Consider the following 23,384-nt stretch of genomic DNA (forward strand, 5'->3'; position numbering starts at 1 on the left):
CATCATGGAAATCAGTCTGTTGCAGGCATTCGCGTTGGGCATTATCGCCTTTATCGCTGGCCTGGATATGTTTAACGGCTTAACCCATATGCACCGCCCGGTGGTCCTCGGCCCGTTAGTCGGGCTGGTACTTGGCGATCTGCATACCGGTATTTTAACCGGCGGTACGCTGGAACTGGTGTGGATGGGGCTGGCCCCGCTGGCGGGCGCACAGCCGCCTAACGTGATTATCGGTACTATCGTCGGCACGGCGTTTGCCATTACTACTGGCGTGAAACCCGATGTCGCGGTCGGTGTCGCCGTACCTTTCGCTGTCGCAGTACAGATGGGGATTACCTTCCTGTTCTCGGTGATGTCTGGCGTAATGTCCCGCTGCGACCGGATGGCGGAGAACGCCGATACACGCGGCATTGAACGCGTGAACTATCTGGCACTGTTGGCACTCGGCACTTTCTATTTTCTCTGCGCTTTCCTGCCTATCTACTTCGGCGCAGAACATGCCAAAACCATCATTGATGTCCTGCCGCAACGATTAATCGACGGCCTCGGCGTCGCGGGCGGCATCATGCCAGCAATCGGTTTTGCCGTGCTGCTGAAAATCATGATGAAAAACGTCTACATCCCCTACTTCATCCTGGGCTTTGTTGCCGCAGCCTGGCTCAAGTTACCGGTGCTGGCTATTGCTGCCGCCGCGCTGGCGATGGCGCTGATCGACCTGCTGCGTAAATCTCCTGAACCGACTCAACCTGCGGCACAGAAAGAGGAATTTGAAGATGGCATCTAATCAAACCACCCTGCCGAACGTCAGTGAAAACGAAGAAACACTGCTGACAGGCGTCAATGAAAACGTGTATGAAGATCAGAGTATTGGCGCGGAGCTGACAAAAAAAGATATCAACCGCGTCGCCTGGCGTTCCATGCTGTTACAAGCGTCTTTTAACTACGAACGTATGCAGGCTTCCGGCTGGTTGTACGGTCTGCTGCCTGCTCTGAAAAAGATCCACACTAATAAACGCGACCTGGCGCGCGCCATGAAAGGGCATATGGGTTTCTTCAATACCCATCCGTTTCTGGTGACGTTTGTTATCGGCATTATCCTTGCGATGGAGCGTTCTAAGCAGGACGTTAACAGTATTCAGAGCACCAAAATTGCCGTCGGTGCGCCGCTTGGCGGGATTGGCGATGCAATGTTCTGGCTAACGCTACTGCCGATTTGTGGCGGGATTGGAGCCAGTCTGGCATTGCAAGGCTCCATTCTTGGCGCAGTCGTCTTTATTGTGCTGTTTAACGTGGTACACCTGGGGCTGCGTTTTGGTCTGGCGCATTATGCTTACCGCATGGGCGTGGCGGCGATTCCACTCATTAAAGCGAATACCAAAAAAGTCGGCCATGCTGCGTCAATCGTTGGGATGACGGTAATCGGCGCGCTGGTAGCAACCTATGTTCGTTTAAGCACCACGCTGGAAATCACCGCTGGCGATGCAGTGGTTAAGTTACAGGCTGATGTTATCGACAAACTGATGCCTGCCTTCTTACCGCTGGTCTACACCCTGACCATGTTCTGGCTGGTACGCCGCGGCTGGAGTCCGCTGCGCCTGATTGCAGTTACCGTGGTTCTCGGTATCGTCGGTAAATTCTGTCATTTCCTTTAAATACAATGAGGTATTAGATGTTAAGTATTATTTTGACAGGGCATGGCGGATTTGCCAGCGGCATGGAAAAAGCAATGAAGCAAATCCTCGGCGAGCAATCGCAGTTTATCGCCATCGATTTTCCGGAAACCTCAAGCACCGCGCTGCTTACATCGCAGCTTGAAGAGGCCTTCGCCCAACTGGATTGTGAAGACGGCATTGTTTTTCTGACAGATTTGCTGGGCGGCACGCCGTTTCGCGTAGCTTCAACGCTGGCGATGCAAAAACCGGGCTGTGAAGTGATCACCGGCACCAATTTGCAACTGCTACTGGAGATGGTGCTGGAGCGCGAAGGGTTAAGCGGTGAAGAGTTCCGTGTGCAGGCGCTGGAGTGTGGACACCGTGGGCTGACCAGTTTGGTGGACGAGTTAGGCCGCTGCCATGAAGAATGTCCGGTCGAGGAAGGAATATGACACCCGTTCTGCGCGCCAGAAGGCTGCTAACTGAAGAGGGATGGCTCGATGACCATCAGTTGCGTATTGCTGACGGTGTCATCGCAGCAATCGAACCGATTCCAGTGGGCGTGACTGAACGCGATGCGGAACTGCTCTGCCCCGCTTACATCGACACCCATGTACACGGTGGTGCGGGCGTTGATGTAATGGATGACGCGCCGGATGTACTCGACAAGCTGGCAATGCACAAGGCATGCGAAGGTGTCGGCAGTTGGTTACCGACCACCGTAACCGCGCCGCTTAATACCATTCATGCGGCGCTGAAACGTATTGCTCAACGTTGCCAACGCGGCGGACCTGGTGCGCAAGTGCTGGGGAGTTATCTCGAAGGACCGTACTTCACGCCGCAGAATAAAGGCGCGCATCCACCGGAGCTGTTTCGCGAGCTGGAAATTGCCGAGCTGGATCAATTGATTGCCGTTTCTCAGCACACCTTACGCGTGGTAGCGCTGGCACCGGAAAAAGAAGGGGCATTGCAGGCCATCCGCCATCTTAAACAGCAAAACGTAAGGGTGATGCTGGGGCATAGCGCGGCGACCTGGCAACAAACCCACGCCGCATTTGATGCTGGTGCCGACGGCCTGGTGCATTGCTATAACGGGATGACAGGTTTACATCACCGCGAACCGGGAATGGTTGGCGCGGGATTAACGGACAAGCGCGCCTGGCTGGAACTGATAGCCGATGGTCATCATGTGCATCCGGCGGCGATGTCGCTGTGTTGTTGCTGTGCGAAAGAGAGAATCGTACTGATCACCGACGCGATGCAGGCAGCCGGGATGCCGGATGGTCGCTATACGTTATGTGGCGAAGAAGTGCAGATGCACGGTGGCGTTGTCCGTACCGCGTCCGGTGGGCTGGCGGGCAGTACGCTATCTGTCGATGCAGCAGTGCGCAACATGGTCGAGTTAACGGGCGTAACGCCTGCGGAAGCCATCCATATGGCGTCGCTGCATCCGGCGCGAATGCTGGGTGTTGATGGTGTTCTGGGATCGCTTAAACCGGGCAAACGCGCCAGCGTCGTTGCGCTGGATAGCGGGCTACATGTGCAACAAATCTGGATTCAGGGTCAATTAGCTTCGTTTTGATGGTTTGCTCCATTATTGGGCCTTCACTTCCCCCGTAAGGCCTTTCTTTTTCTTTCTTTTTGATCTGTGCAGCGGTGTCGGATGCGACGCTAACGCGTCTGATCCGACCTACGGTACGCCGCATCCGGCAATCGGTGAACATAGCGACGTTATCACGCAATCCTTTAATCTTCCCTTGTCTTTTCTTTCAACGATCACAAATTTCGTTTTATTTCTTTTTTCTCCATTGAACTTTCAGTTTCTTTTCTATAGATTTTAATCAACGAAAGACATCACCAAGTGAAATGAAACGAAAGGTAAGCGAAAGCGACAACGCCCGACGTCAAGTTCATCAGACTAAGGATTGAGTTATGCCAGAAAATTACACCCCTGCTGCTGCCGCAACCGGTACATGGACTGAAGAAGAGATCCGCCATCAGCCTCGCGCATGGATCCGTTCACTCACCAACATCGACGCACTACGTTCCGCGCTCAATAACTTCCTTGAACCGTTACTGCGCAAAGAGAATCTGCGGGTAATCCTGACCGGAGCCGGAACCTCGGCATTTATCGGTGACATTATCGCGCCGTGGCTCGCCAGCCATACCGGTAAAAACTTCAGCGCCGTACCGACCACCGATCTGGTCACCAATCCGATGGACTACCTGAATCCAACTCATCCACTGCTGTTGATCTCCTTCGGTCGATCCGGCAACAGCCCGGAAAGCGTCGCCGCCGTGGAACTGGCAAATCAATTTGTACCCGAGTGCTATCACCTGCCGATCACCTGCAACGAAGCGGGCGCTCTTTACCAAAACGCGATCAACAGCGACAACGCGTTTGCCCTGCTGATGCCCGCAGAAACGCACGATCGCGGCTTTGCGATGACCAGCAGCATTACCACCATGATGGCCAGCTGCCTCGCGGTTTTCGCACCTGAGACGATCAACAGCCAGAGCTTCCGCGACGTGGCGGATCGTTGCCAGGCGATCCTAACCTCACTGGGCGATTTCAGCGAAGGTGTGTTTGGTTACGCACCGTGGAAACGGATCGTTTATCTCGGCAGCGGTGGCTTACAGGGCGCAGCACGCGAGTCGGCGCTGAAAGTACTGGAACTGACGGCGGGTAAACTGGCGGCCTTTTATGATTCCCCGACCGGATTCCGTCATGGCCCGAAATCGCTGGTCGATAACGAAACGCTGGTGGTGGTATTTGTCTCCAGCCACCCTTACACCCGTCAGTATGATCTTGATCTGCTGGCTGAACTTCGCCGCGATAACCAGGCGATGCGCGTAATCGCTATCGCCGCGGAAAGCAACGACGTTATTACCGCCGGTCCACATATCATCCTGCCGCCGTCACGTCACTTTATCGACGTTGAGCAGGCATTTTGCTTCCTGATGTACGCCCAGACGTTTGCACTGATGCAGTCGCTGCACATGGGCAATACGCCGGATACCCCATCAGCCAGTGGCACCGTTAACCGCGTGGTGCAAGGCGTAATCATTCATCCGTGGCAGGCATAAGAGGATCGCATTATGAGCATTATCTCCACCAAATATCTGTTACAGGACGCCCAGGCCAATGGCTACGCGGTGCCTGCCTTTAACATTCATAACGCCGAGACGATCCAGGCGATCCTCGAAGTGTGCAGTGAAATGCGATCGCCGGTGATCCTCGCCGGAACGCCGGGGACCTTTAAACATATCGCGCTGGAAGAGATCTACGCCCTGTGTAGCGCCTATTCCACAACCTACAACATGCCACTGGCGCTGCATCTCGACCACCACGAATCGCTGGATGATATTCGCCGTAAAGTCCACGCAGGCGTGCGCAGTGCGATGATCGACGGCAGCCACTTCCCGTTTGCCGAGAACGTAAAGCTGGTGAAATCGGTTGTCGACTTCTGCCACTCACAGGATTGCAGCGTGGAAGCAGAACTGGGCCGCCTGGGCGGTGTTGAAGATGACATGAGCGTTGACGCCGAAAGTGCATTCCTGACCGATCCACAAGAAGCTAAACGCTTTGTCGAACTGACTGGCGTCGACAGCCTGGCGGTAGCGATTGGTACGGCGCACGGCTTATACAGCAAAACGCCGAAGATTGATTTCCAGCGGCTGGCGGAAATTCGTGAAGTGGTGGATGTTCCTCTGGTGCTGCATGGTGCCAGCGATGTCCCGGATGAATTTGTCCGTCGCACTATTGAACTTGGCGTCACAAAAGTGAACGTTGCCACAGAATTAAAAATAGCCTTCGCTGGCGCGGTTAAAGCCTGGTTTGCGGAAAATCCGCAGGGTAATGATCCTCGTTATTATATGCGCGTCGGTATGGATGCGATGAAAGAAGTTGTCAGAAATAAAATTAATGTCTGTGGTTCAGCGAATCGAATTTCAGCATAATCATTAGTTTTTTATGATTTATCCCAATGTACTTCCCGATTAATATCGGGGAGTGCCTTAATGGTAAAGGAGATAACTAAACCTTAATAAATACATCAGTACAATACCGCAACAATAATATATTTAAAAAGATTATATTATTCAACTTTATGGTGAGGATTACACAATGAGCAGTCCAAATATTCTCTTAACCCGTATTGATAACCGTCTGGTTCACGGTCAGGTTGGCGTGACCTGGACATCCACCATCGGTGCGAATCTGCTGGTAGTCGTGGATGATGTTGTCGCTAACGATGATATTCAACAGAAATTAATGGGTATTACCGCAGAAACCTACGGCTTTGGCATTCGTTTCTTTACTATCGAAAAAACCATTAACGTCATCGGCAAAGCTGCACCGCATCAGAAGATCTTCCTGATTTGCCGCACGCCACAAACGGTACGTAAATTGGTAGAAGGTGGCATTGACCTGAAAGATGTCAACGTCGGCAATATGCATTTCTCGGAAGGGAAAAAGCAAATCAGCAGTAAAGTTTATGTCGATGACCAGGATCTCACGGACTTACGTTTTATTAAACAACGTGGCGTGAATGTTTTCATTCAGGACGTCCCTGGCGATCAAAAAGAACAAATCCCTGACTAAATCTAAAATCGCCTTAATATTGGTTTGAGGTAATAAAAATGCATGAAATAACCCTACTTCAGGGATTATCCCTGGCGGCGTTAGTTTTCTTTCTGGGGATTGATTTTTGGCTGGAAGCCTTATTTTTATTCCGCCCGATAATCGTTTGTACCCTAACTGGCGCTATTCTCGGTGATATTCAGACTGGCTTAATTACCGGTGGTCTGACAGAGTTGGCTTTCGCCGGATTAACCCCTGCAGGTGGTGTTCAGCCGCCCAACCCGATTATGGCGGGTCTGATGACCACCGTCATTGCATGGTCTACGGGCGTTGATGCCAAAACGGCAATTGGTCTTGGCCTGCCGTTTAGTTTGTTAATGCAGTACGTCATTCTGTTCTTCTATTCTGCTTTCTCATTATTTATGACCAAAGCCGATAAATGCGCGAAAGAAGCGGATACGGCAGCGTTTTCCCGACTTAACTGGACAACGATGCTCATCGTTGCTTCAGCGTATGCGGTGATTGCTTTCCTCTGTACTTACCTGGCACAAGGGGCGATGCAGGCGCTGGTGAAAGCGATGCCCGCCTGGCTGACCCACGGCTTTGAAGTGGCTGGCGGTATTCTGCCTGCCGTTGGTTTTGGCTTGCTGCTGCGCGTGATGTTCAAAGCTCAATATATCCCTTACCTGATCGCCGGCTTCCTGTTTGTTTGCTACATCCAGGTCAGCAACCTGTTGCCGGTTGCCGTACTGGGCGCAGGCTTTGCGGTGTATGAGTTTTTCAATGCGAAATCCCGGCAGCAAGCGCAACCGCAGCCCGTTGCCAGTAAAAATGAAGAAGAGGACTACAGCAATGGGATCTGAAATCAGTAAAAAAGATATCACCCGTCTGGGCTTTCGTTCGTCACTGCTACAAGCAAGCTTTAACTACGAAAGGATGCAGGCGGGCGGTTTTACCTGGGCGATGTTGCCGATCCTGAAAAAGATTTATAAGGACGACAAACCGGGCCTAAGCGCGGCGATGAAAGATAACCTCGAATTTATTAATACCCACCCGAATCTGGTCGGATTCCTGATGGGGTTATTAATTTCGATGGAAGAAAAAGGAGAAAACCGCGACACCATTAAAGGCCTCAAAGTGGCACTGTTTGGCCCAATCGCCGGGATTGGCGATGCGATTTTCTGGTTTACCTTATTGCCGATTATGGCGGGAATTTGCTCATCATTTGCCAGCCAGGGAAACTTGCTGGGGCCGATTCTATTTTTCGCCGTTTACCTGCTTATCTTCTTCCTGCGCGTCGGCTGGACCCACGTCGGTTATTCAGTCGGCGTGAAGGCGATCGATAAAGTGCGAGAGAACTCGCAGATGATTGCTCGTTCGGCAACCATCCTCGGGATCACGGTAATCGGCGGGCTGATCGCTTCGTATGTGCATATTAACGTGGTGACATCGTTTGCCATCGACAGTACCCACAGCGTCGCGCTGCAGCAGGATTTCTTCGATAAAGTCTTCCCGAATATTTTACCGATGGCCTACACCCTGCTGATGTATTACTTCCTGCGGGTGAAAAAAGCGCATCCGGTGCTGTTAATCGGCGTGACGTTTGTTCTTTCTATTGTTTGTTCTGCATTCGGCATTTTGTAAATGGAACGAGGCACCGCGTCTGGCGGTGCCTCTTTACTTAAGGAATTTCATCCTGTGCAAACCCTTCAACAAGTTGAAAACTATACGGCGTTAAGTGAACGTGCCAGCGAATATTTATTGGCCGTGATCCGTAGCAAACCGGATGCCGTGATTTGCCTGGCGACCGGAGCCACGCCATTACTGACGTATCATTATCTGGTAGAAAAAATCCACCAGCAGCAGGTTGATGTCAGCCAGCTCACCTTCCTGAAGCTCGACGAATGGGTGGATCTGCCATTAACGATGCCTGGCACCTGCGAAACTTTCCTACAACAGCATATCGTGCAGCCGCTGGGGCTGCGTGAAGACCAGCTCATCAGCTTTCGCTCCGAAGAGATAAATGAGACAGAGTGCGAACGGGTAACGAACCTGATTGCGCGCAAAGGCGGTCTGGATTTATGCGTTCTCGGATTGGGGAAAAACGGTCATCTTGGGCTGAACGAACCGGGAGAAAGCCTGCAACCGGCCTGCCATATCAGTCAACTTGATGCCAGAACACAGCAACATGAGATGTTAAAAGCCGCGGGCCGTCCCGTGACTCGTGGGATCACCTTAGGCCTGAAGGATATTCTCAATGCCCGCGAAGTTTTGTTACTGGTGACTGGCGAAGGAAAGCAGGATGCGACAGAACGTTTTCTCACGGCTAAAGTCTCTACCGCTACCCCGGCTTCATTTTTATGGCTGCATAACTATTTCACATGCATGATTGATGAGATGTGTCGTCGTTAACTCGCCTGGTACAGGCGTTGCAACGCTATTCCTGCTGCAACGCCTGTAATCACTCTCCCTGCTGCTCCAGCGCATACTTATACAGCGCATTTTTCTTCACGCCGTGAATTTCTGCTGCCAGCGCCGCCGCTTTTTTCAGCGGCAGTTCTGCCTGCAACAGCGCCAGTGTGCGCAGTGCATCGGCGGGTAAGTCTTCTTCCTGTGCTTTATGGCCTTCAACAATCAGCACCATTTCGCCTTTACGACGGTTTTCATCTTCTTTGACCCACGCCAGCAGCTCGCCAACGGGCGCGCCGTGAATGGTTTCCCAGGTTTTGGTCAGCTCACGCGCCAGAACCACGTAGCGGGATTCGCCTAATACCGCAACGATATCTTCCAGGCTATCTAACAGACGGTGGGTAGATTCATAAAAAATCAGCGTACGCGGCTCCGCTTCAATGGCTTTTAGCGCATCACGGCGGCCTTTTGATTTGGCAGGTAAAAATCCTTCATAACAAAAACGATCGGATGGTAAACCCGCGGCGCTTAACGCAGTGATAGCAGCACACGGCCCGGGTAGCGGCACCACGCGAATCCCCGCTTCACGGCAGGTACGCACCAGATGGTAGCCAGGATCGTTAATTAGCGGCGTTCCGGCATCGGAAACCAGCGCAATGTTTTGCCCCTCTTGCAGCTTCGCCAGCAGCGTTTCGGCTTTTTGTTGTTCGTTATGGTCGTGCAGCGCAAACAACCGAGCATTAATCCCAAAATGTTGCAGCAATAAACCGGTGTGACGCGTATCCTCGGCGGCAATCAGATCAACGGCCTGTAATACCTCCAACGCACGCTGGGTGATATCCGCCAGATTGCCGATTGGCGTCGGTACAATGTAAAGCTGGCCCTGAGAATTATCCGCCGATTGGTGTTGTTTCATTGTGTCGTCCGTATTGCCGATTTAATATTGAGCATTGCGTAAAAAAAATATCACTGGATACATTATGGTACCCTCAACATTTTCTCGTTTGAAAGCCGCGCGTTGTCTGCCTGTTGTTCTGGCAGCCCTGATTTTCGCCGGTTGTGGCACCCATACTCCCGATCAGTCCACTGCTTATATGCAGGGCACGGCGCAGGCTGATTCTGCCTTTTACCTGCAACAGATGCAGCAAAGTTCTGATGATACCAGGATCAACTGGCAATTACTCGCCATTCGTGCACTGGTGAAAGAAGGTAAAACCGGACAGGCGGTGGAGTTGTTTAACCAACTACCGCAAGAACTGAACGATTCTCAGCGTCGCGAGAAAACACTGCTGGCGGCAGAGATTAAACTGGCGCAGAAAGATTTTGCTGGCGCGCAAAACTTGCTGGCGAAAATCACACCTGCCGATTTAGAACAAAACCAGCAAGCCCGTTACTGGCAGGCAAAAATCGATGCCAGCCAGGGGCGTCCTTCCATTGATTTACTGCGCGCGTTAATTGCTCAGGAACCGCTGCTTGGCGCGAAAGAAAAACAGCAGAATATTGATGCCACCTGGCAGGCGCTCTCCTCCATGACTCAGGAACAGGCGAATACGCTGGTGATCAATGCCGACGAAAATATTCTGCAAGGCTGGCTGGATCTGCAGCGCATCTGGTTTGATAACCGTAACGATCCCGACATGATGAAAGCTGGGATCGCCGACTGGCAGAAACGTTATCCGAACAACCCGGGCGCGAAAATGCTGCCAACGCAGTTGGTTAACGTAAAAGCGTTTAAACCCGCATCGACCAACAAAATCGCCCTGCTGTTGCCACTGAATGGCCAGGCAGCGGTATTTGGTCGCACTATTCAGCAAGGCTTTGAAGCGGCGAAAAATATCGGCACTCAGCCAGTGGCGGCTCAGGTAGCTGCCGCACCTGCCGCAGACGTAGCAGAACAACCTCAGCCGCAAACCGTGGATGGCGTTGCCAGCCCGGCACAAGCCTCGGTTAGCGATCTGACCGGTGAACAACCTGCGGCCCAGCCGGTGCCTGTAAGCGCCCCGGCGGCAACCACCGCAGCGGTAAGCGCACCAGCAAATCCATCCGCAGAGCTGAAAATCTACGATACATCATCACAACCACTTAGCCAGATCTTAAGCCAGGTCCAGCAGGATGGCGCGAGTATTGTGGTCGGCCCGCTACTGAAAAATAACGTTGAAGAGTTGCTGAAGAGCAACACTCCGCTGAACGTGCTGGCACTGAACCAGCCGGAAAATATCGAAAACCGCGTCAATATTTGTTACTTCGCGCTTTCGCCGGAAGACGAAGCGCGCGATGCAGCGCGTCATATTCGTGACCAGGGTAAACAAGCGCCGCTGGTGCTGATCCCGCGCAGTTCATTGGGCGATCGCGTAGCCAATGCGTTTGCGCAAGAGTGGCAGAAACTGGGTGGCGGCACCGTTCTGCAACAAAAATTTGGTTCCACCAGCGAATTACGCGCGGGTGTTAACGGCGGTTCTGGTATTGCTTTAACGGGTAGCCCGATTACTCCCAGAGCGACAACCGACTCCGGCATGACGACCAACAATCCAACGCTGCAAACCACGCCAACCGATGACCAGTTCACCAATAATGGCGGTCGTGTCGATGCGGTGTACATTGTGGCAACGCCGGGCGAAATCGCCTTTATCAAACCGATGATCGCCATGCGTAACGGCAGTCACAGCGGTGCGACGCTGTACGCCAGCTCCCGCAGTGCGCAAGGGACCGCTGGCCCGGATTTCCGCCTGGAGATGGAAGGCTTGCAGTACAGCGAAATCCCGATGCTGGCAGGCGGTAATCTGCCGTTAATGCAGCAGGCGCTCAGCGCGGTGAACAACGATTATTCGCTGGCTCGCATGTATGCGATGGGCGTTGATGCCTGGTCGTTGGCAAATCATTTCTCACAAATGCGCCAGGTTCAGGGTTTTGAAATCAACGGTAATACCGGAAGTCTGACGGCTAACCCGGATTGCGTGATTAACAGGAAGTTATCATGGCTACAGTACCAACAAGGTCAGGTAGTCCCCGCCAGTTAACCACCAAACAGACCGGCGATGCGTGGGAAGTACAAGCGCGTCGCTGGCTGGAAGGCAAAGGACTGCGGTTTATCGCCGCTAACGTGAACGAGCGTGGCGGCGAGATCGATCTGATAATGCGTGAAGGCCGGACCACCGTTTTTGTCGAGGTGCGTTACCGCCGCTCTGCGCTTTATGGCGGCGCGGCAGCCAGTGTGACCCGCAGCAAACAACACAAATTATTACAGACTGCCCGCTTGTGGCTCGCGCGTCATAATGGGAGTTTTGATACTGTGGATTGCCGGTTCGATGTGGTAGCCTTCACCGGGAATGAGGTTGAGTGGATTAAGGATGCCTTTAATGACCACTCATAATTAAGGTTTAAGGATTAGCGTGCAAGAAAGAATTAAAGCTTGCTTCACTGAAAGCATTCAAACTCAAATTGCGGCGGCAGAGGCGCTTCCGGATGCCATCTCCCGTGCAGCCATGACGCTGGTTCAGTCTCTGCTCAATGGCAACAAAATCCTCTGTTGTGGTAATGGAACTTCCGCTGCCAATGCACAGCATTTTGCTGCCAGCATGATCAACCGTTTCGAAACGGAGCGGCCCAGCTTACCTGCCATTGCACTAAATACTGATAATGTTGTCTTAACGGCGATTGCCAACGATCGCTTACATGATGAAGTGTATGCAAAACAGGTGCGGGCGCTGGGTCATGCGGGAGATGTATTGTTAGCCATTTCCACCCGTGGCAACAGCCGCGATATTGTAAAAGCGGTAGAAGCTGCCGTTACGCGTGATATGACCATTGTGGCATTAACCGGCTATGACGGCGGTGAACTTGCAGGTTTGTTAGGGCCACAGGATGTGGAGATCCGCATTCCTTCGCATCGTAGTGCTCGCATTCAGGAGATGCATATGCTGACGGTAAATTGCCTGTGCGATCTGATCGATAACACGCTTTTCCCTCACCAGGATGTTTAAGGAGAATACATGAAGGCATTATCGCCAATCGCAGTCCTTCTTTCCGCGCTGCTGTTGCAAGGTTGTGTTGCCGCTGCCGTAGTGGGTACCGCTGCTGTGGGTACCAAAGCCGCAACTGATCCACGCAGTGTCGGCACCCAGGTGGACGATGGTACCCTGGAAGTGCGCGTAAACAGCGCATTGTCGAAAGACGAACAGATTAAGAAAGAAACCCGTATTAATGTCACGGCTTATCAGGGCAAAGTGCTGCTGGTTGGGCAGTCACCAAACGCTGAACTTTCGGCTCGCGCTAAACAAATTGCGATGGGCGTCGACGGTGCCAACGAAGTGTATAACGAGATTCGTCAGGGCCAGCCGATTGGTCTGGGCGAAGCGTCTAACGATACGTGGATCACCACCAAAGTGCGTTCGCAGCTGTTAACCAGCGACCTGGTGAAATCGTCCAACGTGAAAGTGACCACCGAAAACGGTGAAGTGTTCCTGATGGGGCTAGTGACTGAACGTGAAGCGAAAGCGGCGGCAGATATTGCCAGCCGGGTAAGCGGCGTGAAGCGGGTAACCACGGCGTTTACGTTTATTAAATAGCAGCCCTTGTAATGCCTGATGCGACGCTTGCCGCGTCTTATCAGGCCTACAACGATGCAAACCGTAGGTCGAATAACGCGTTTACGCCGCATCCGACATGTTTTCCCTCAAATCAAACCAACAGCGCCAGCCCGCCGACAATCACACCAGACACTGCCACCATCGCCCCCGTCAGCCATAAGGCTTTCGCCGGGAACGCTTTACGCAGCATAATCAGTGACGGCAAACTCACCGCCGGGAGCGTCATCAACAATGCCAGCGCCGGAGCGGTTCCCATACCTGCCAGCATCATCGTTTGCACAATTGGAATTTCTGCTGCCGTGGGAATGACAAACAAGCATCCTGCTACCGCCATCGCCACCACCCACATAAGGCTGTTATCGACAGCACCATCGGCATGGGGGAATAACCAGACGCGAGCGGCACCCAACACCAGTACTGCAAGGATGTAAACCGGGATCGTACTCCAGAAAAGCGTCCATAGCGCCCTGCCCCAGCGGCTAAAAAATCCGCCCTGCGCTTCCGGTATGTCAATTTCGACCGGTGCCTGCGTTAGCGGTATTTCACGTACCCATTTTTGTACCAGCGTCGCAATCAGCAACACCATCGCAAGGCCTGCAACCAGACGAATCGCGGCAAATTGCCAACCGAGGACAAACCCCATAAACACCAGCGTCGCCGGGTTTAACAACGGATTGCCCATCCAGAATGCCAGCGCCCCGCCCATCGATACCTGTTGGCGACGCATTCCCGCCGCGACCGGAGCCGCACAGCAGGTACACATCATGCCCGGCAGCGAAAACAGCGTTCCCAGCAGCGTGCCGCGAAAGCGCGATTGCCCAAGCGTACGCAGCAACCAGTCACGCGGGATCAGCACCTGTATCAACGAACCGAGGATCACCCCCAGCACCGCCGCTTTCCATACCGCGAGGAAATAGATCATCGCGTAATCCAACGCCGCCTGCCACGGATTAGCATCCGCCTGCGCAAGGATAGATTTACCGATACTGTGGGTTTCGGCAGCAGTAAACGCTTTGCCGTAGTAAGGTTGCCATTTCACATACCAGAGACCGGCAATGACAACCAGAAAGAAAAGCGCGGGTTTCCACCACTGAATGGGCGTTGCCGCCTGAGATGAAGACTGACCAGTCATAGCATTCCCCAGGAATAAGTTATGATAATTGAGCGCGTGAATATTACGCTCACTATCAATTCTTGGGAATAATTATTCAGCTCTTTTGCGTAATTCTGAAGAGCTTAAAATCGTCACACCTTCATGCTCAGGCCGCATCGCCTCTGCCAGCATGACCCGCGCCACGTCTCTCGCATCAATGGATTTCCAGTTACCAGGTAACAAACGGAACAGCGGCGCAAAAAGCGTTTCGTTCATCCGCTGTTTGCTACGATCGCCCAGTAACATCGACGGGCGAGCAATGGTCAATTTCGGCCAGTTCTGGGCAATTAATGCTTCTTCCATCTCCCCTTTGACGCGGTTATAGAAAAACGGCGAGTGGGCCTTGGCACCCATAGCACTGACTACCAGCATATGCTGTGCGCCCAACCGCCGCCCGGTTAATGCGGTATCCACTACCAGCGTGTAATCGGCATGAATAAACGCCTCTTTACTCCCCGCTTCTCGCCGCGTGGTGCCGAGACAACAAAACACAATGTCGATGGGATCGGTGACCTGCGCCAGCGCGTCGGTCAGTTGCGGATCATGGGGATTAAACACCCCGGGCATATCGCCCAACGGACGTCGCGTCGGCGCGGCTATGGCGTTAACTTTCGGTTCGTTAATCAACATCCGCAGCAGGTGACCGCCCACCAGCCCCGTTGCGCCTGTAATCAGTACCTGACTCATCTTCGCTCCTTTACAGAATTGTCTGCCTTGCGCTCCCCGGCTCATGCACCAGGCTTAATAGACCATGAGGTAATTATCCCCGATTGTGGGAAATTCGCCTCATCCAATGCAACAACGCGGAGGAAGCATGAGTAAGAAAATTGCCGTTTTAATCACTGATGAATTTGAGGATTCAGAATTTACTTCACCCGCAGACGAGTTCCGTAAAGCCGGACACGAAGTGATTACCATTGAAAAGCAAGCGGGTAAAACGGTGAAAGGCAAAAAAGGAGAAGCCAGCGTGACCATCGATAAATCCATCGATGAAGTGACGCCAGCGGAGTTTGATGCCCTGTTGCTACCGGGCGGTCATTCACCGGATTATCTGCGTGGCGACAATCGTTTTGTCACTTTCACCCGTGATTTTGTGAATAGCGGCAAACCTGTTTTCGCCATCTGTCACGGTCCGCAGCTGCTGATCAGCGCCGATGTGATTCGGGGGCGCAAACTGACCGCAGTTAAACCGATCATTATTGATGTTAAAAACGCGGGCGCGGAATTTTACGATCAGGAAGTGGTGGTCGATAAAGATCAGCTGGTTACCAGCCGAACGCCGGACGATCTGCCAGCGTTTAACCGTGAGGCGTTACGCCTGCTCGGTGCCTGAGTTACGTAGCCAAATCATTTTTTTACCAAAGCCCAGCGTGTTGTCGGTGAATTTGATTTCATCGAGCCGGATTTCCCATACCGGGGCCGACAGCATTCTGGCAACCGGAAAGCGACGGTTGTACGCCTTGCGTGCGAGGTCGCTTTCCTCACCTTCAAGCCTGCGGATCTCGCCTTTAAATTGCACGCCGCGAATTAACGCTACCGTTTTCGGCTGACCGTTTACAGTTCCGGCAACTGCCGCCTGCGGCCCACTCATCTGCGCGTGGCGCGTTTTTTCTTCCGTCAAAATGTAGAAGGCGACTTTCTGCGCATCAAAAAGATAAAAGGCATTAGCGCACCAGAGTTCCCCTTCCTGCTGCACACACCAGGTGACAACATGTTGTTTTGCCAGCCAACGGCTGATGGCGGTGAGTGTTTCCATTGCTGTTCTCTTTTATTCTGTGGGCCTGACCTTAACATGCGACGCAGACGATGACACCCTGGTTTCTTTACTTGATCCGTACCGCCGACAATAAGCTTTATACCGGGATCACCACGGATGTCGAACGCCGCTATCAGCAACATCAAAGCGGCAAAGGCGCAAAAGCACTGCGTGGGAAAGGTGAACTGACGCTGGCATTTTCCGCGCCAGTGGGCGACCGTTCACTGGCACTACGGGCGGAATATCGCGTTAAGCAACTGACCAAACGGCAAAAAGAGCGTCTGGTAGCGGAAGGCACAGGGTTTGCAGAACTGTTGAGCAGCCTGCAACCCCCAAAGATTAAAAGCGATTGAAGTGCTCGTGATACTCAACCAGACCGGTTACGCCTTTCAGCGCGTCATCCGCTAAACGATGTACCTGGAAGGCGCTTTCAGTGCCCGGCCAGCGGCAACGCAGATCGTGATGCGCCGCCAGCTCAAAGCCGAAACGACTGTACAGCGCCGGATCGCCCAGCGTCACCACTGCGGCATAGCCGAACTCATTAAGCGAATCGAGTCCTTCATAGACCAGTTGGCGTGCCAGCCCCTGTCCACGGTATTTTTCATCAACCGCCAACGGTGCCATGCCGACCCATTGCAGGTCTTCGCCCTGCACATCAACCGGACTAAATGCCACATAGCCAATGACCTGACCTTCGTCATCTGTCGCCACCAGCCCCAACGTCAGAAAGCCATCTTCACGCAGATCGTGAACCAGCTTCGCTTCCGCATCACTTTCGAATGAACGACGCAGCAGGGCATCAATACCCGGCGCATCAATGGGAATTTCTACTCGAATTAGCATGGTTCACCTACCGATGTCTGTTTGGTTTCAGGCGCGGTTTTAATTCCCGCCTCAACAAAATCCGCCAGTTGCAGCAGCATCATGCGTAAGGCTTTCGGCATTTGCTCCAGTTCAATGGCGTCCATCAGGTTTTTCACATACAGCCCCAGCTCCGTATCGCCTTCAATCGCCAGCCGACGCTGGAAGAAGAGCGTATCCGGATCTTGTTTACGCGCCGCAATCATCAGCAGATCGCTGGCGTCGGCACTAAAACTCACATCAGCTTGCGCGTTCTGGCTAACGACCAGTTTGCCATTCACCACCGAGGTAAACCATTGCAGGTCAATATCACGCACATGAATACTTAACCAGCGGCCTTCAAGAAACTCCAGCTCGCCATCATCCAGCGCCTGACGGAATTGCCAGCTTAGGACCTGCTCAAGAACCTGGCGTTTTAGCGCAAATGGCGTCAGTTTTACCGGTACACTCAACAGAGATGGCCCCAAATGCACAATACGGGAACGCAGTTTATCCAACACGAGTTTTACTCCCTGTTTCAACAATCATCCTATTTTGCCATATCAGAAAAATAACATAGCGGTATAAATCAACAATTCCATATGAAATTGCTGCTACCACCAATACAACTTTAACTGCCTTAAATCAAAAATTGTCGCAGCAAGGTTAACTAAAATCCCAGTTCGTTAACATTTTTGCGTTTTGATAGCGCAACCTTCAGGAAAAATTATGGAGCTGCTCTGCCCTGCCGGAAATCTCCCGGCGCTTAAGGCGGCCATCGAAAACGGCGCAGATGCTGTTTATATCGGGCTAAAAGATGATACCAATGCCCGTCACTTCGCCGGCCTTAACTTTACCGAGAAAAAATTGCAGGAAGCGGTGAGTTTTGTCCATCAACATCGCCGCAAACTTCACATCGCGATTAACACTTTTGCGCATCCGGACGGTTACGCCCGTTGGCAGCGCGCCGTGGATATGGCGGCGCAGCTGGGTGCCGACGCGCTTATCCTCGCCGACCTCGCCATGCTGGAGTACGCCGCCGAGCGTTACCCGCATATTGAGCGTCATGTGTCAGTGCAGGCTTCGGCGACCAATGAAGAGGCGATTAACTTTTATCATCGCCATTTTGACGTTGCACGCGTGGTGCTGCCGCGCGTGTTGTCGATTCATCAGGTGAAACAACTGGCGCGGGTCACGCCTGTACCACTGGAAGTCTTTGCTTTCGGCAGCCTGTGCATTATGTCGGAAGGCCGTTGCTATCTGTCGTCATATCTGACGGGTGAATCGCCCAACACCGTCGGTGCATGTTCTCCGGCTCGCTTCGTGCGCTGGCAGCAAACGCCGCAGGGGCTGGAATCCCGCCTGAACGAAGTGCTGATCGACCGTTATCAGGACGGCGAAAACGCAGGTTATCCGACGCTGTGTAAAGGGCGTTATCTGGTGGACGGCGAGCGCTATCACGCGCTGGAAGAACCCACCAGTCTCAATACCCTGGAACTGCTGCCGGAGTTAATGGCAGCGAATATTGCTTCGGTGAAAATTGAAGGCCGCCAGCGTAGCCCGGCGTATGTCAGCCAGGTGGCGAAAGTCTGGCGTCAGGCTATCGACCGTTGTAAGGCCGATCCGCAAAACTTCGTACCGCAAAGCGCGTGGATGGAGACGCTCGGGTCGATGTCCGAAGGCACGCAGACCACCCTTGGCGCGTATCACCGTAAATGGCAGTGAGAAAAGCAATGAAATATTCCTTAGGGCCAGTGCTGTGGTACTGGCCAAAAGAGACGCTGGAAGAATTTTATCAGCAGGCCGCCGCCAGCAGCGCCGACGTGATTTATCTTGGTGAAGCGGTATGCAGCAAGCGTCGGGCAACCAAAGTTGGCGACTGGCTGGAGATGGCGAAATCGCTCGCCGGAAGTGGTAAGCAGATTGTGCTCTCCACGCTGGCACTGGTGCAGGCGTCCTCCGAACTGGGCGAACTGAAACGCTATGTTGAGAACGGTGAGTTTCTGATTGAAGCCAGCGATCTCGGCGTGGTGAATATGTGCGCTGAACGCAAACTGCCGTTCGTCGCCGGGCACGCGCTGAACTGCTACAACGCGGTGACACTGAAAATATTGCTCAAACAGGGCATGATGCGCTGGTGTATGCCGGTGGAGCTATCCCGCGACTGGCTGGTGAATCTGCTTAATCAGTGCGATGAGCTGGGCATTCGCAACCAGTTTGAAGTGGAAGTCTTGAGCTACGGTCATCTGCCGCTGGCCTACTCCGCCCGCTGCTTTACCGCGCGTTCGGAAGACCGCCCGAAAGATGAGTGCGAAACCTGCTGCATTAAGTATCCGAACGGGCGCAACGTTCTGTCGCAGGAAAACCAACAAGTGTTTGTACTCAACGGCATTCAGACCATGAGCGGCTACGTTTACAACCTCGGTAACGAGCTGGCATCCATGCAGGGACTGGTTGATGTGGTTCGTCTGTCACCGCAGGGGACTGACACTTTCGCTATGCTCGACGCCTTCCGCGCCAATGAAAATGGCGCTGCGCCACTGCCGTTGACGGCAAACAGCGACTGTAACGGCTACTGGCGGCGGCTGGCTGGGCTGGAGCTGCAAGCCTAAGTAAATAGCTCACTTTGTTAACAACTTTAACTACTCTTTAATGCAGTATTAAAGATTAATCGGTAACAAAGTGAGCTGTTATGACTGATAAAACCATTGCGTTTTCGCTACTCGATCTGGCCCCCATTCCCGAAGGCTCTTCAGCGCGGGAAGCGTTCTCCCACTCTCTCGAGCTCGCCCGTCTGGCTGAAAAGCGCGGCTATCATCGCTACTGGCTGGCAGAACACCACAATATGACCGGCATTGCCAGTGCTGCAACATCAGTTTTGATTGGCTATCTGGCGGCGAATACCACTACGCTGCATCTGGGGTCTGGCGGCGTGATGTTGCCTAATCACTCACCATTGGTGATCGCCGAACAGTTCGGCACGCTTAATACGCTCTATCCGGGGCGAATCGATTTGGGGCTGGGCCGTGCTCCGGGTAGTGACCAGCGAACCATGATGGCTCTACGTCGTCATATGAGCGGCGATATTGATAATTTCCCCCGCGATGTCGCGGAGCTGGTGGACTGGTTTGACGCCCGCGATCCCAATCCGCATGTGCGCCCGGTACCGGGCTATGGCGAGAAAATCCCCGTGTGGTTGTTAGGCTCCAGCCTTTACAGCGCGCAACTGGCGGCGCAGCTTGGTCTGCCGTTTGCGTTTGCCTCACACTTCGCGCCGGATATGTTGTTCCAGGCGCTGCATCTTTATCGCAGTAACTTCAAACCGTCGGCACGGCTGGAAAAACCGTATGCGATGGTGTGCATCAATATTATCGCCGCCGACAGCAACCGCGACGCTGAATTTCTGTTTACCTCAATGCAGCAAGCCTTTGTGAAGCTGCGCCGTGGCGAAACCGGGCAACTGCCGCCGCCGATTCAAAATATGGATCAGTTCTGGTCACCGTCCGAGCAGTATGGCGTGCAGCAGGCGCTGAGTATGTCGCTGGTGGGTGATAAAGCGAAAGTGCGTCACGGCTTGCAGTCGATCCTGCGCGAAACCGACGCCGATGAGATTATGGTTAACGGGCAGATTTTCGATCACCAGGCGCGCCTGCATTCGTTTGAACTGGCGATGGATGTTAAGGAAGAATTGTTGGGCTGATTTTATAACGCCGGTTTTCAACGGTGATGGTTGGCAATCGGCGATTTTTTTCAAAGTAATCATAGCCGGGCTTCAACATACGCCAGAAATTATATTCCGGCCATACCTGCGCCTGGCGCATATTTTCTTCGTTCATCGCAAACGGGAAGATATGCACCGGCACGCTCTTCTGCCCGCTATTCAGCGCCTGCGCCACCAGTTGATAAATCTCTTCAATACCAGCATCGGTCATGGCATAGCAGCCCGCTGAAACGCAGTTCCCGTGAACCATAATGAAATCACCGGTGTAGCCGTTTGCCCGATCGTAAGCATTCGGGTAACCAATATTAAATGCCAGATGATAGCGGCTGTTTGGGTTAAGCAACCCTTTGTTGGTGGCATAAAAACCTTCCGGGCTTTTACCATCCCCCTGTTTGTGTTTTGGCCCTAAGCCACCAGACCACGCGCATATAGTCCAGGTTTTATAGAGTTCGTAAGGCTTGTTGTTGGTGCTTGCCCACAGTTCCAGCTTATCTTCCGCTTTCAGAATGCGGATAAATAACTGGTCACCAGGATGAATGATTTTTAAAGACGGTGCGACAGGTTTTTCAACTGGCAGGAAAACGTGTTCATCGTGTGGGGCAGGCCAGAAAAATTGAAAAATCATGGCGATAAACAGGCTCAACAATACAATAGCAAGTAGTCCTTTACGCCCCATTTCGTATTCCGCTTATTCTGAGCCAGTTCTTGTATATATTTTCTTATGATATGAAATAGATAAAAGGTCCAGTTCTGTACTTTTATAAAATAGTCATCGTTTTATCATCGCCAAACAGAGAAATGAACAAATCGACTTATTACCAGAGAAAATCATTATGAGTGAACCGGCTTCCTTTTTTCTTCATGCACATATTACCGAGAGTAACCTCGAGAAGTTTTTCCATTCACCAGCAACAAATATCAAAGACCATGACGACTGGTTGCCATGGTTTATCGAGAAGCAGCGGTTGTACGGCGATCCTGCAAAAATGCTTAACAATCTTGCAGCTTGTAATTCTGGTGAAAGTGAAAAGAATATTTATGCCGAACATATCAACTTTAATAAAGAAACACAGATAGTCACGATGGATCACATATTTCTCTCAGAGAGCTATGAAATCTTCATGCCACTCATGGCCTGTGTGCGGGGAATCGAGAAGTTTATTACGCCAGGGGAAAATAATTTTGCGCTAATTTATTATTACTGGTGGGGTTCGGAGACCGCTATCGCGCTCGAATTTGATGCCAATGGTAGCAAAATAACGGCAAATCCTAAGGCAGAAAATTTAACTATCGCCGATGCTTTTTTCGATGAGCACGGGGAAGCTCTCGCTGAAGAACTTTATAATAAACAGGGGTTTATTTGATACCATCTCGTGTACTTGTGAATTATTGCCGGATGAAAACTGCTCATCCGGCTCGTTCAATTACTGATACACCGGCAGCAAATTAAAGCTCGATAAAATATGCACCAGTGCGTTGCCAACGCCAAACACCAGAATCAGCGCAATCATCGGCTTGCCGCCCCAGACGCGGAATTTCGGGCTGCCAAAGCGTTTACGCGATGCGCGGGCCAGCAGCGCCGGAACGATTGCCGCCCAGATGGTAGCCGCTAAGCCAGCATAACCAATGGCGTACAGGAATCCGTTCGGGAACAGTAAACCACCCACAACAGGCGGTGCAAAGGTCAACAATGCTGTTTTCAAGCGGCCCATAGCCGAGTCATCGAAACCAAACAGATCTGCCAGATAGTCAAACAAACCCAGCGTTACGCCAAGGAACGAACTTGCTACCGCAAAGTTTGAGAACACGACCAGCAGAAGGTCCAGGCTACGGCTGTTCAGCACGCCGCTTAATGCCTGTACCAGCACATCAATGTTACCGCCCTTCTCGGCGATGCCGATAAACTCCGGACGAGGGATGTTGCCCATCGTCGCCAGCAACCAGATGGTATACAGCGCCAGCGCCATCAGCGTACCGTACACCAGGCATTTCACGATGGTTTTCGGATCTTTGCCGTAATACTTCATCAGGCTCGGCACGTTACCGTGATAACCAAACGATGCCAGACAGAATGGCAGTGTCATCAGCAGATACGGCGCATAAGACGCATTGCTTTCGGCGACGTTGAACAATGTCGCAGGCTGTACATGCCCCAGCAGGCTGCCGAAGGTGAGGAAGAAAGTAATGACTTTCGCCCCCAGCACAATTGCTGTCATCCGGCTGACAGCTTTCGTACTCAACCACACCACGAACGCTACCAGCAGTGCAAAACCAAATCCAGCTGCCCGTGCAGGGACGTTCAGCGACATCTCCGCGAAGGTGTGATGCAGAATCGAACCGCTGGCAGAAATATAGGCGTAAGTCAGGATATAGAGCACAAAGGCAATGGAAATGCCGTTGACTACGTTCCAGCCTTTGCCCAGCAAATCTTTGGTGATGGTGTCAAAGCTAGAACCGATTCGATAATTCAGGTTAGCTTCCAGAATCATCAAGCCGGAATGCAGCATACAGAACCAGGTAAAGATCAGCGCCGCCATTGACCAGAAGAACCACGCCCCGGACATGACCACAGGCAGAGAAAACATCCCTGCGCCAATAATGGTGCCGCCGATGATCACCACGCCGCCAAGCAGCGACGGTGACGTTTGGGTGGTGGTTAGTGTTGCCATGAGGGCTTCTCTCCAG

At 52.5% G+C, this 23,384-nt stretch carries 28 protein-coding genes; 20 read left to right on the forward strand and 8 right to left on the reverse strand.

What is annotated here, in order from left to right; all coding sequences use genetic code 11:
* Positions 1-4: 4 nt before the first annotated feature.
* The 10 genes from agaW (at position 5) to ACJHYR_RS05250 (ending at position 8,646) form a co-directional block, all read left to right on the forward strand.
* Entirely contained in the window at positions 5-784 is a 780-nt protein-coding gene (gene agaW / locus ACJHYR_RS05205; RefSeq protein ID WP_000406214.1) for a PTS N-acetylgalactosamine transporter subunit IIC, read from the forward strand.
* Entirely contained in the window at positions 774-1,652 is an 879-nt protein-coding gene (agaE, locus tag ACJHYR_RS05210) for a PTS N-acetylgalactosamine transporter subunit IID (RefSeq protein ID WP_001295548.1), read from the forward strand. Before agaW ends, agaE begins: the two co-directional genes overlap by 11 nt.
* Positions 1,653-1,669: 17 nt before the next feature.
* The gene (agaF, locus tag ACJHYR_RS05215; protein WP_000948818.1) at positions 1,670-2,104 is read left to right on the forward strand and encodes a PTS galactosamine/N-acetylgalactosamine transporter subunit IIA; all 435 of its coding nucleotides are present in this window, start codon (positions 1,670-1,672) and stop codon (positions 2,102-2,104) included.
* Positions 2,101-3,234, forward strand: a complete 1,134-nt coding sequence (gene nagA / locus ACJHYR_RS05220; protein ID WP_059328199.1) for an N-acetylglucosamine-6-phosphate deacetylase — start codon at positions 2,101-2,103, stop codon at positions 3,232-3,234. Before agaF ends, nagA begins: the two co-directional genes overlap by 4 nt.
* Positions 3,235-3,584: 350 nt before the next feature.
* Positions 3,585-4,739 (forward strand): AgaS family sugar isomerase, encoded by a 1,155-nt coding sequence (locus ACJHYR_RS05225; RefSeq protein ID WP_059328200.1) that lies wholly within the window; start codon positions 3,585-3,587, stop codon positions 4,737-4,739.
* Between the two features lie 12 nt (positions 4,740-4,751).
* Entirely contained in the window at positions 4,752-5,612 is an 861-nt protein-coding gene (gene kbaY, locus ACJHYR_RS05230; RefSeq protein ID WP_000022766.1) for a tagatose-bisphosphate aldolase subunit KbaY, read from the forward strand.
* Positions 5,613-5,778: 166 nt separating this feature from the next.
* A complete protein-coding gene (gene agaB / locus ACJHYR_RS05235; protein ID WP_000098025.1) occupies positions 5,779-6,255 on the forward strand; it encodes a PTS galactosamine transporter subunit IIB in 477 nt (158 codons plus the stop codon).
* Between the two features lie 38 nt (positions 6,256-6,293).
* Complete coding sequence (gene agaC / locus ACJHYR_RS05240) at positions 6,294-7,097, forward strand: PTS galactosamine transporter subunit IIC (RefSeq protein WP_000544474.1); 804 nt, start codon at positions 6,294-6,296, stop codon at positions 7,095-7,097.
* Entirely contained in the window at positions 7,087-7,878 is a 792-nt protein-coding gene (gene agaD, locus ACJHYR_RS05245; RefSeq protein ID WP_000534351.1) for a PTS galactosamine transporter subunit IID, read from the forward strand. Before agaC ends, agaD begins: the two co-directional genes overlap by 11 nt.
* Positions 7,879-8,646, forward strand: a complete 768-nt coding sequence (locus ACJHYR_RS05250) for a galactosamine-6-phosphate isomerase (RefSeq protein ID WP_014639316.1) — start codon at positions 7,879-7,881, stop codon at positions 8,644-8,646.
* 49 nt (positions 8,647-8,695) lie between these two features.
* Here the strand turns inward: ACJHYR_RS05250 and rsmI are convergent, their stop codons facing one another.
* Positions 8,696-9,559, reverse strand: a complete 864-nt coding sequence (gene rsmI / locus ACJHYR_RS05255; RefSeq protein ID WP_000809263.1) for a 16S rRNA (cytidine(1402)-2'-O)-methyltransferase — start codon at positions 9,557-9,559, stop codon at positions 8,696-8,698.
* Positions 9,560-9,623: 64 nt separating this feature from the next.
* On the opposite strand from rsmI, the gene lpoA reads away from it, so the two are divergent.
* The 4 genes from lpoA to dolP are packed head-to-tail and all read left to right on the forward strand — an operon-like array spanning position 9,624 to position 13,208.
* On the forward strand, positions 9,624-11,660 hold the full coding sequence (lpoA, locus tag ACJHYR_RS05260; protein WP_000249120.1) for a penicillin-binding protein activator LpoA: 2,037 nt from the start codon (positions 9,624-9,626) through the stop codon (positions 11,658-11,660).
* Positions 11,618-12,013, forward strand: coding sequence for a YraN family protein (locus ACJHYR_RS05265; RefSeq protein WP_000246847.1), 396 nt, complete (start codon positions 11,618-11,620; stop codon positions 12,011-12,013). Before lpoA ends, ACJHYR_RS05265 begins: the two co-directional genes overlap by 43 nt.
* A 19-nt stretch (positions 12,014-12,032) precedes the next feature.
* The gene (gene diaA, locus ACJHYR_RS05270; protein WP_001158035.1) at positions 12,033-12,623 is read left to right on the forward strand and encodes a DnaA initiator-associating protein DiaA; all 591 of its coding nucleotides are present in this window, start codon (positions 12,033-12,035) and stop codon (positions 12,621-12,623) included.
* A gap of 9 nt (positions 12,624-12,632) precedes the next feature.
* Positions 12,633-13,208, forward strand: coding sequence for a division/outer membrane stress-associated lipid-binding lipoprotein (dolP, locus tag ACJHYR_RS05275; protein ID WP_000646049.1), 576 nt, complete (start codon positions 12,633-12,635; stop codon positions 13,206-13,208).
* A gap of 112 nt (positions 13,209-13,320) precedes the next feature.
* Here the strand turns inward: dolP and ACJHYR_RS05280 are convergent, their stop codons facing one another.
* Together ACJHYR_RS05280 and ACJHYR_RS05285 are read right to left on the reverse strand one after the other, a co-directional pair.
* Complete coding sequence (locus tag ACJHYR_RS05280) at positions 13,321-14,361, reverse strand: permease (protein ID WP_000147608.1); 1,041 nt, start codon at positions 14,359-14,361, stop codon at positions 13,321-13,323.
* Between the two features lie 72 nt (positions 14,362-14,433).
* The gene (locus ACJHYR_RS05285) at positions 14,434-15,069 is read right to left on the reverse strand and encodes an NAD(P)H-binding protein (protein ID WP_001309782.1); all 636 of its coding nucleotides are present in this window, start codon (positions 15,067-15,069) and stop codon (positions 14,434-14,436) included.
* Positions 15,070-15,196: 127 nt separating this feature from the next.
* Between ACJHYR_RS05285 and yhbO the strand changes: the two genes are divergently transcribed.
* Positions 15,197-15,715 (forward strand): protein/nucleic acid deglycase, encoded by a 519-nt coding sequence (yhbO, locus tag ACJHYR_RS05290; protein WP_000037608.1) that lies wholly within the window; start codon positions 15,197-15,199, stop codon positions 15,713-15,715.
* Here the strand turns inward: yhbO and ACJHYR_RS05295 are convergent.
* Positions 15,695-16,138, reverse strand: coding sequence for a YhbP family protein (locus ACJHYR_RS05295; protein ID WP_000449453.1), 444 nt, complete (start codon positions 16,136-16,138; stop codon positions 15,695-15,697). The genes yhbO and ACJHYR_RS05295 overlap by 21 nt on opposite strands.
* Positions 16,139-16,188: 50 nt before the next feature.
* On the opposite strand from ACJHYR_RS05295, the gene yhbQ reads away from it, so the two are divergent.
* Positions 16,189-16,491 carry a DNA damage response exodeoxyribonuclease YhbQ gene (yhbQ, locus tag ACJHYR_RS05300; RefSeq protein WP_059328202.1) on the forward strand — a complete coding sequence of 101 codons (303 nt, stop codon included), beginning with the start codon at positions 16,189-16,191 and terminating at the stop codon, positions 16,489-16,491.
* Here yhbQ and ACJHYR_RS05305 read toward each other — a convergent pair.
* The gene (locus ACJHYR_RS05305; RefSeq protein WP_000908551.1) at positions 16,478-16,981 is read right to left on the reverse strand and encodes a GNAT family N-acetyltransferase; all 504 of its coding nucleotides are present in this window, start codon (positions 16,979-16,981) and stop codon (positions 16,478-16,480) included. The genes yhbQ and ACJHYR_RS05305 overlap by 14 nt on opposite strands.
* A complete protein-coding gene (locus ACJHYR_RS05310) occupies positions 16,975-17,499 on the reverse strand; it encodes an SCP2 domain-containing protein (RefSeq protein WP_072837420.1) in 525 nt (174 codons plus the stop codon). Before ACJHYR_RS05310 ends, ACJHYR_RS05305 begins: the two co-directional genes overlap by 7 nt.
* A 208-nt stretch (positions 17,500-17,707) precedes the next feature.
* Here ACJHYR_RS05310 and ACJHYR_RS05315 point away from each other — a divergent pair, with 208 nt between their 5' ends.
* From ACJHYR_RS05315 to ACJHYR_RS05325, 3 genes are all read left to right on the forward strand, one after another.
* Complete coding sequence (locus ACJHYR_RS05315) at positions 17,708-18,703, forward strand: peptidase U32 family protein (protein ID WP_000421305.1); 996 nt, start codon at positions 17,708-17,710, stop codon at positions 18,701-18,703.
* Between the two features lie 8 nt (positions 18,704-18,711).
* Positions 18,712-19,590 (forward strand): U32 family peptidase, encoded by an 879-nt coding sequence (locus ACJHYR_RS05320; protein ID WP_001298329.1) that lies wholly within the window; start codon positions 18,712-18,714, stop codon positions 19,588-19,590.
* Positions 19,591-19,670: 80 nt separating this feature from the next.
* A complete protein-coding gene (locus tag ACJHYR_RS05325) occupies positions 19,671-20,678 on the forward strand; it encodes a luciferase-like monooxygenase (RefSeq protein ID WP_000130402.1) in 1,008 nt (335 codons plus the stop codon).
* Here the strand turns inward: ACJHYR_RS05325 and ACJHYR_RS05330 are convergent.
* On the reverse strand, positions 20,656-21,375 hold the full coding sequence (locus ACJHYR_RS05330) for a murein L,D-transpeptidase family protein (RefSeq protein WP_000532754.1): 720 nt from the start codon (positions 21,373-21,375) through the stop codon (positions 20,656-20,658). The two genes, ACJHYR_RS05325 and ACJHYR_RS05330, sit on opposite strands and share 23 nt — an antisense overlap.
* A 157-nt stretch (positions 21,376-21,532) precedes the next feature.
* Between ACJHYR_RS05330 and ACJHYR_RS05335 the strand changes: the two genes are divergently transcribed.
* Entirely contained in the window at positions 21,533-22,063 is a 531-nt protein-coding gene (locus ACJHYR_RS05335) for a hypothetical protein (RefSeq protein ID WP_001294022.1), read from the forward strand.
* A gap of 60 nt (positions 22,064-22,123) precedes the next feature.
* Here ACJHYR_RS05335 and mtr read toward each other — a convergent pair whose 3' ends face one another.
* Positions 22,124-23,368 (reverse strand): tryptophan permease, encoded by a 1,245-nt coding sequence (mtr, locus tag ACJHYR_RS05340; RefSeq protein WP_000224345.1) that lies wholly within the window; start codon positions 23,366-23,368, stop codon positions 22,124-22,126.
* Between the last annotated feature and the right edge of the window lie 16 nt (positions 23,369-23,384).

Source organism: Escherichia sp. WS1450 (assembly GCF_046487395.1).
Classification (GTDB): Bacteria; Pseudomonadota; Gammaproteobacteria; order Enterobacterales; family Enterobacteriaceae; genus Escherichia; species Escherichia coli.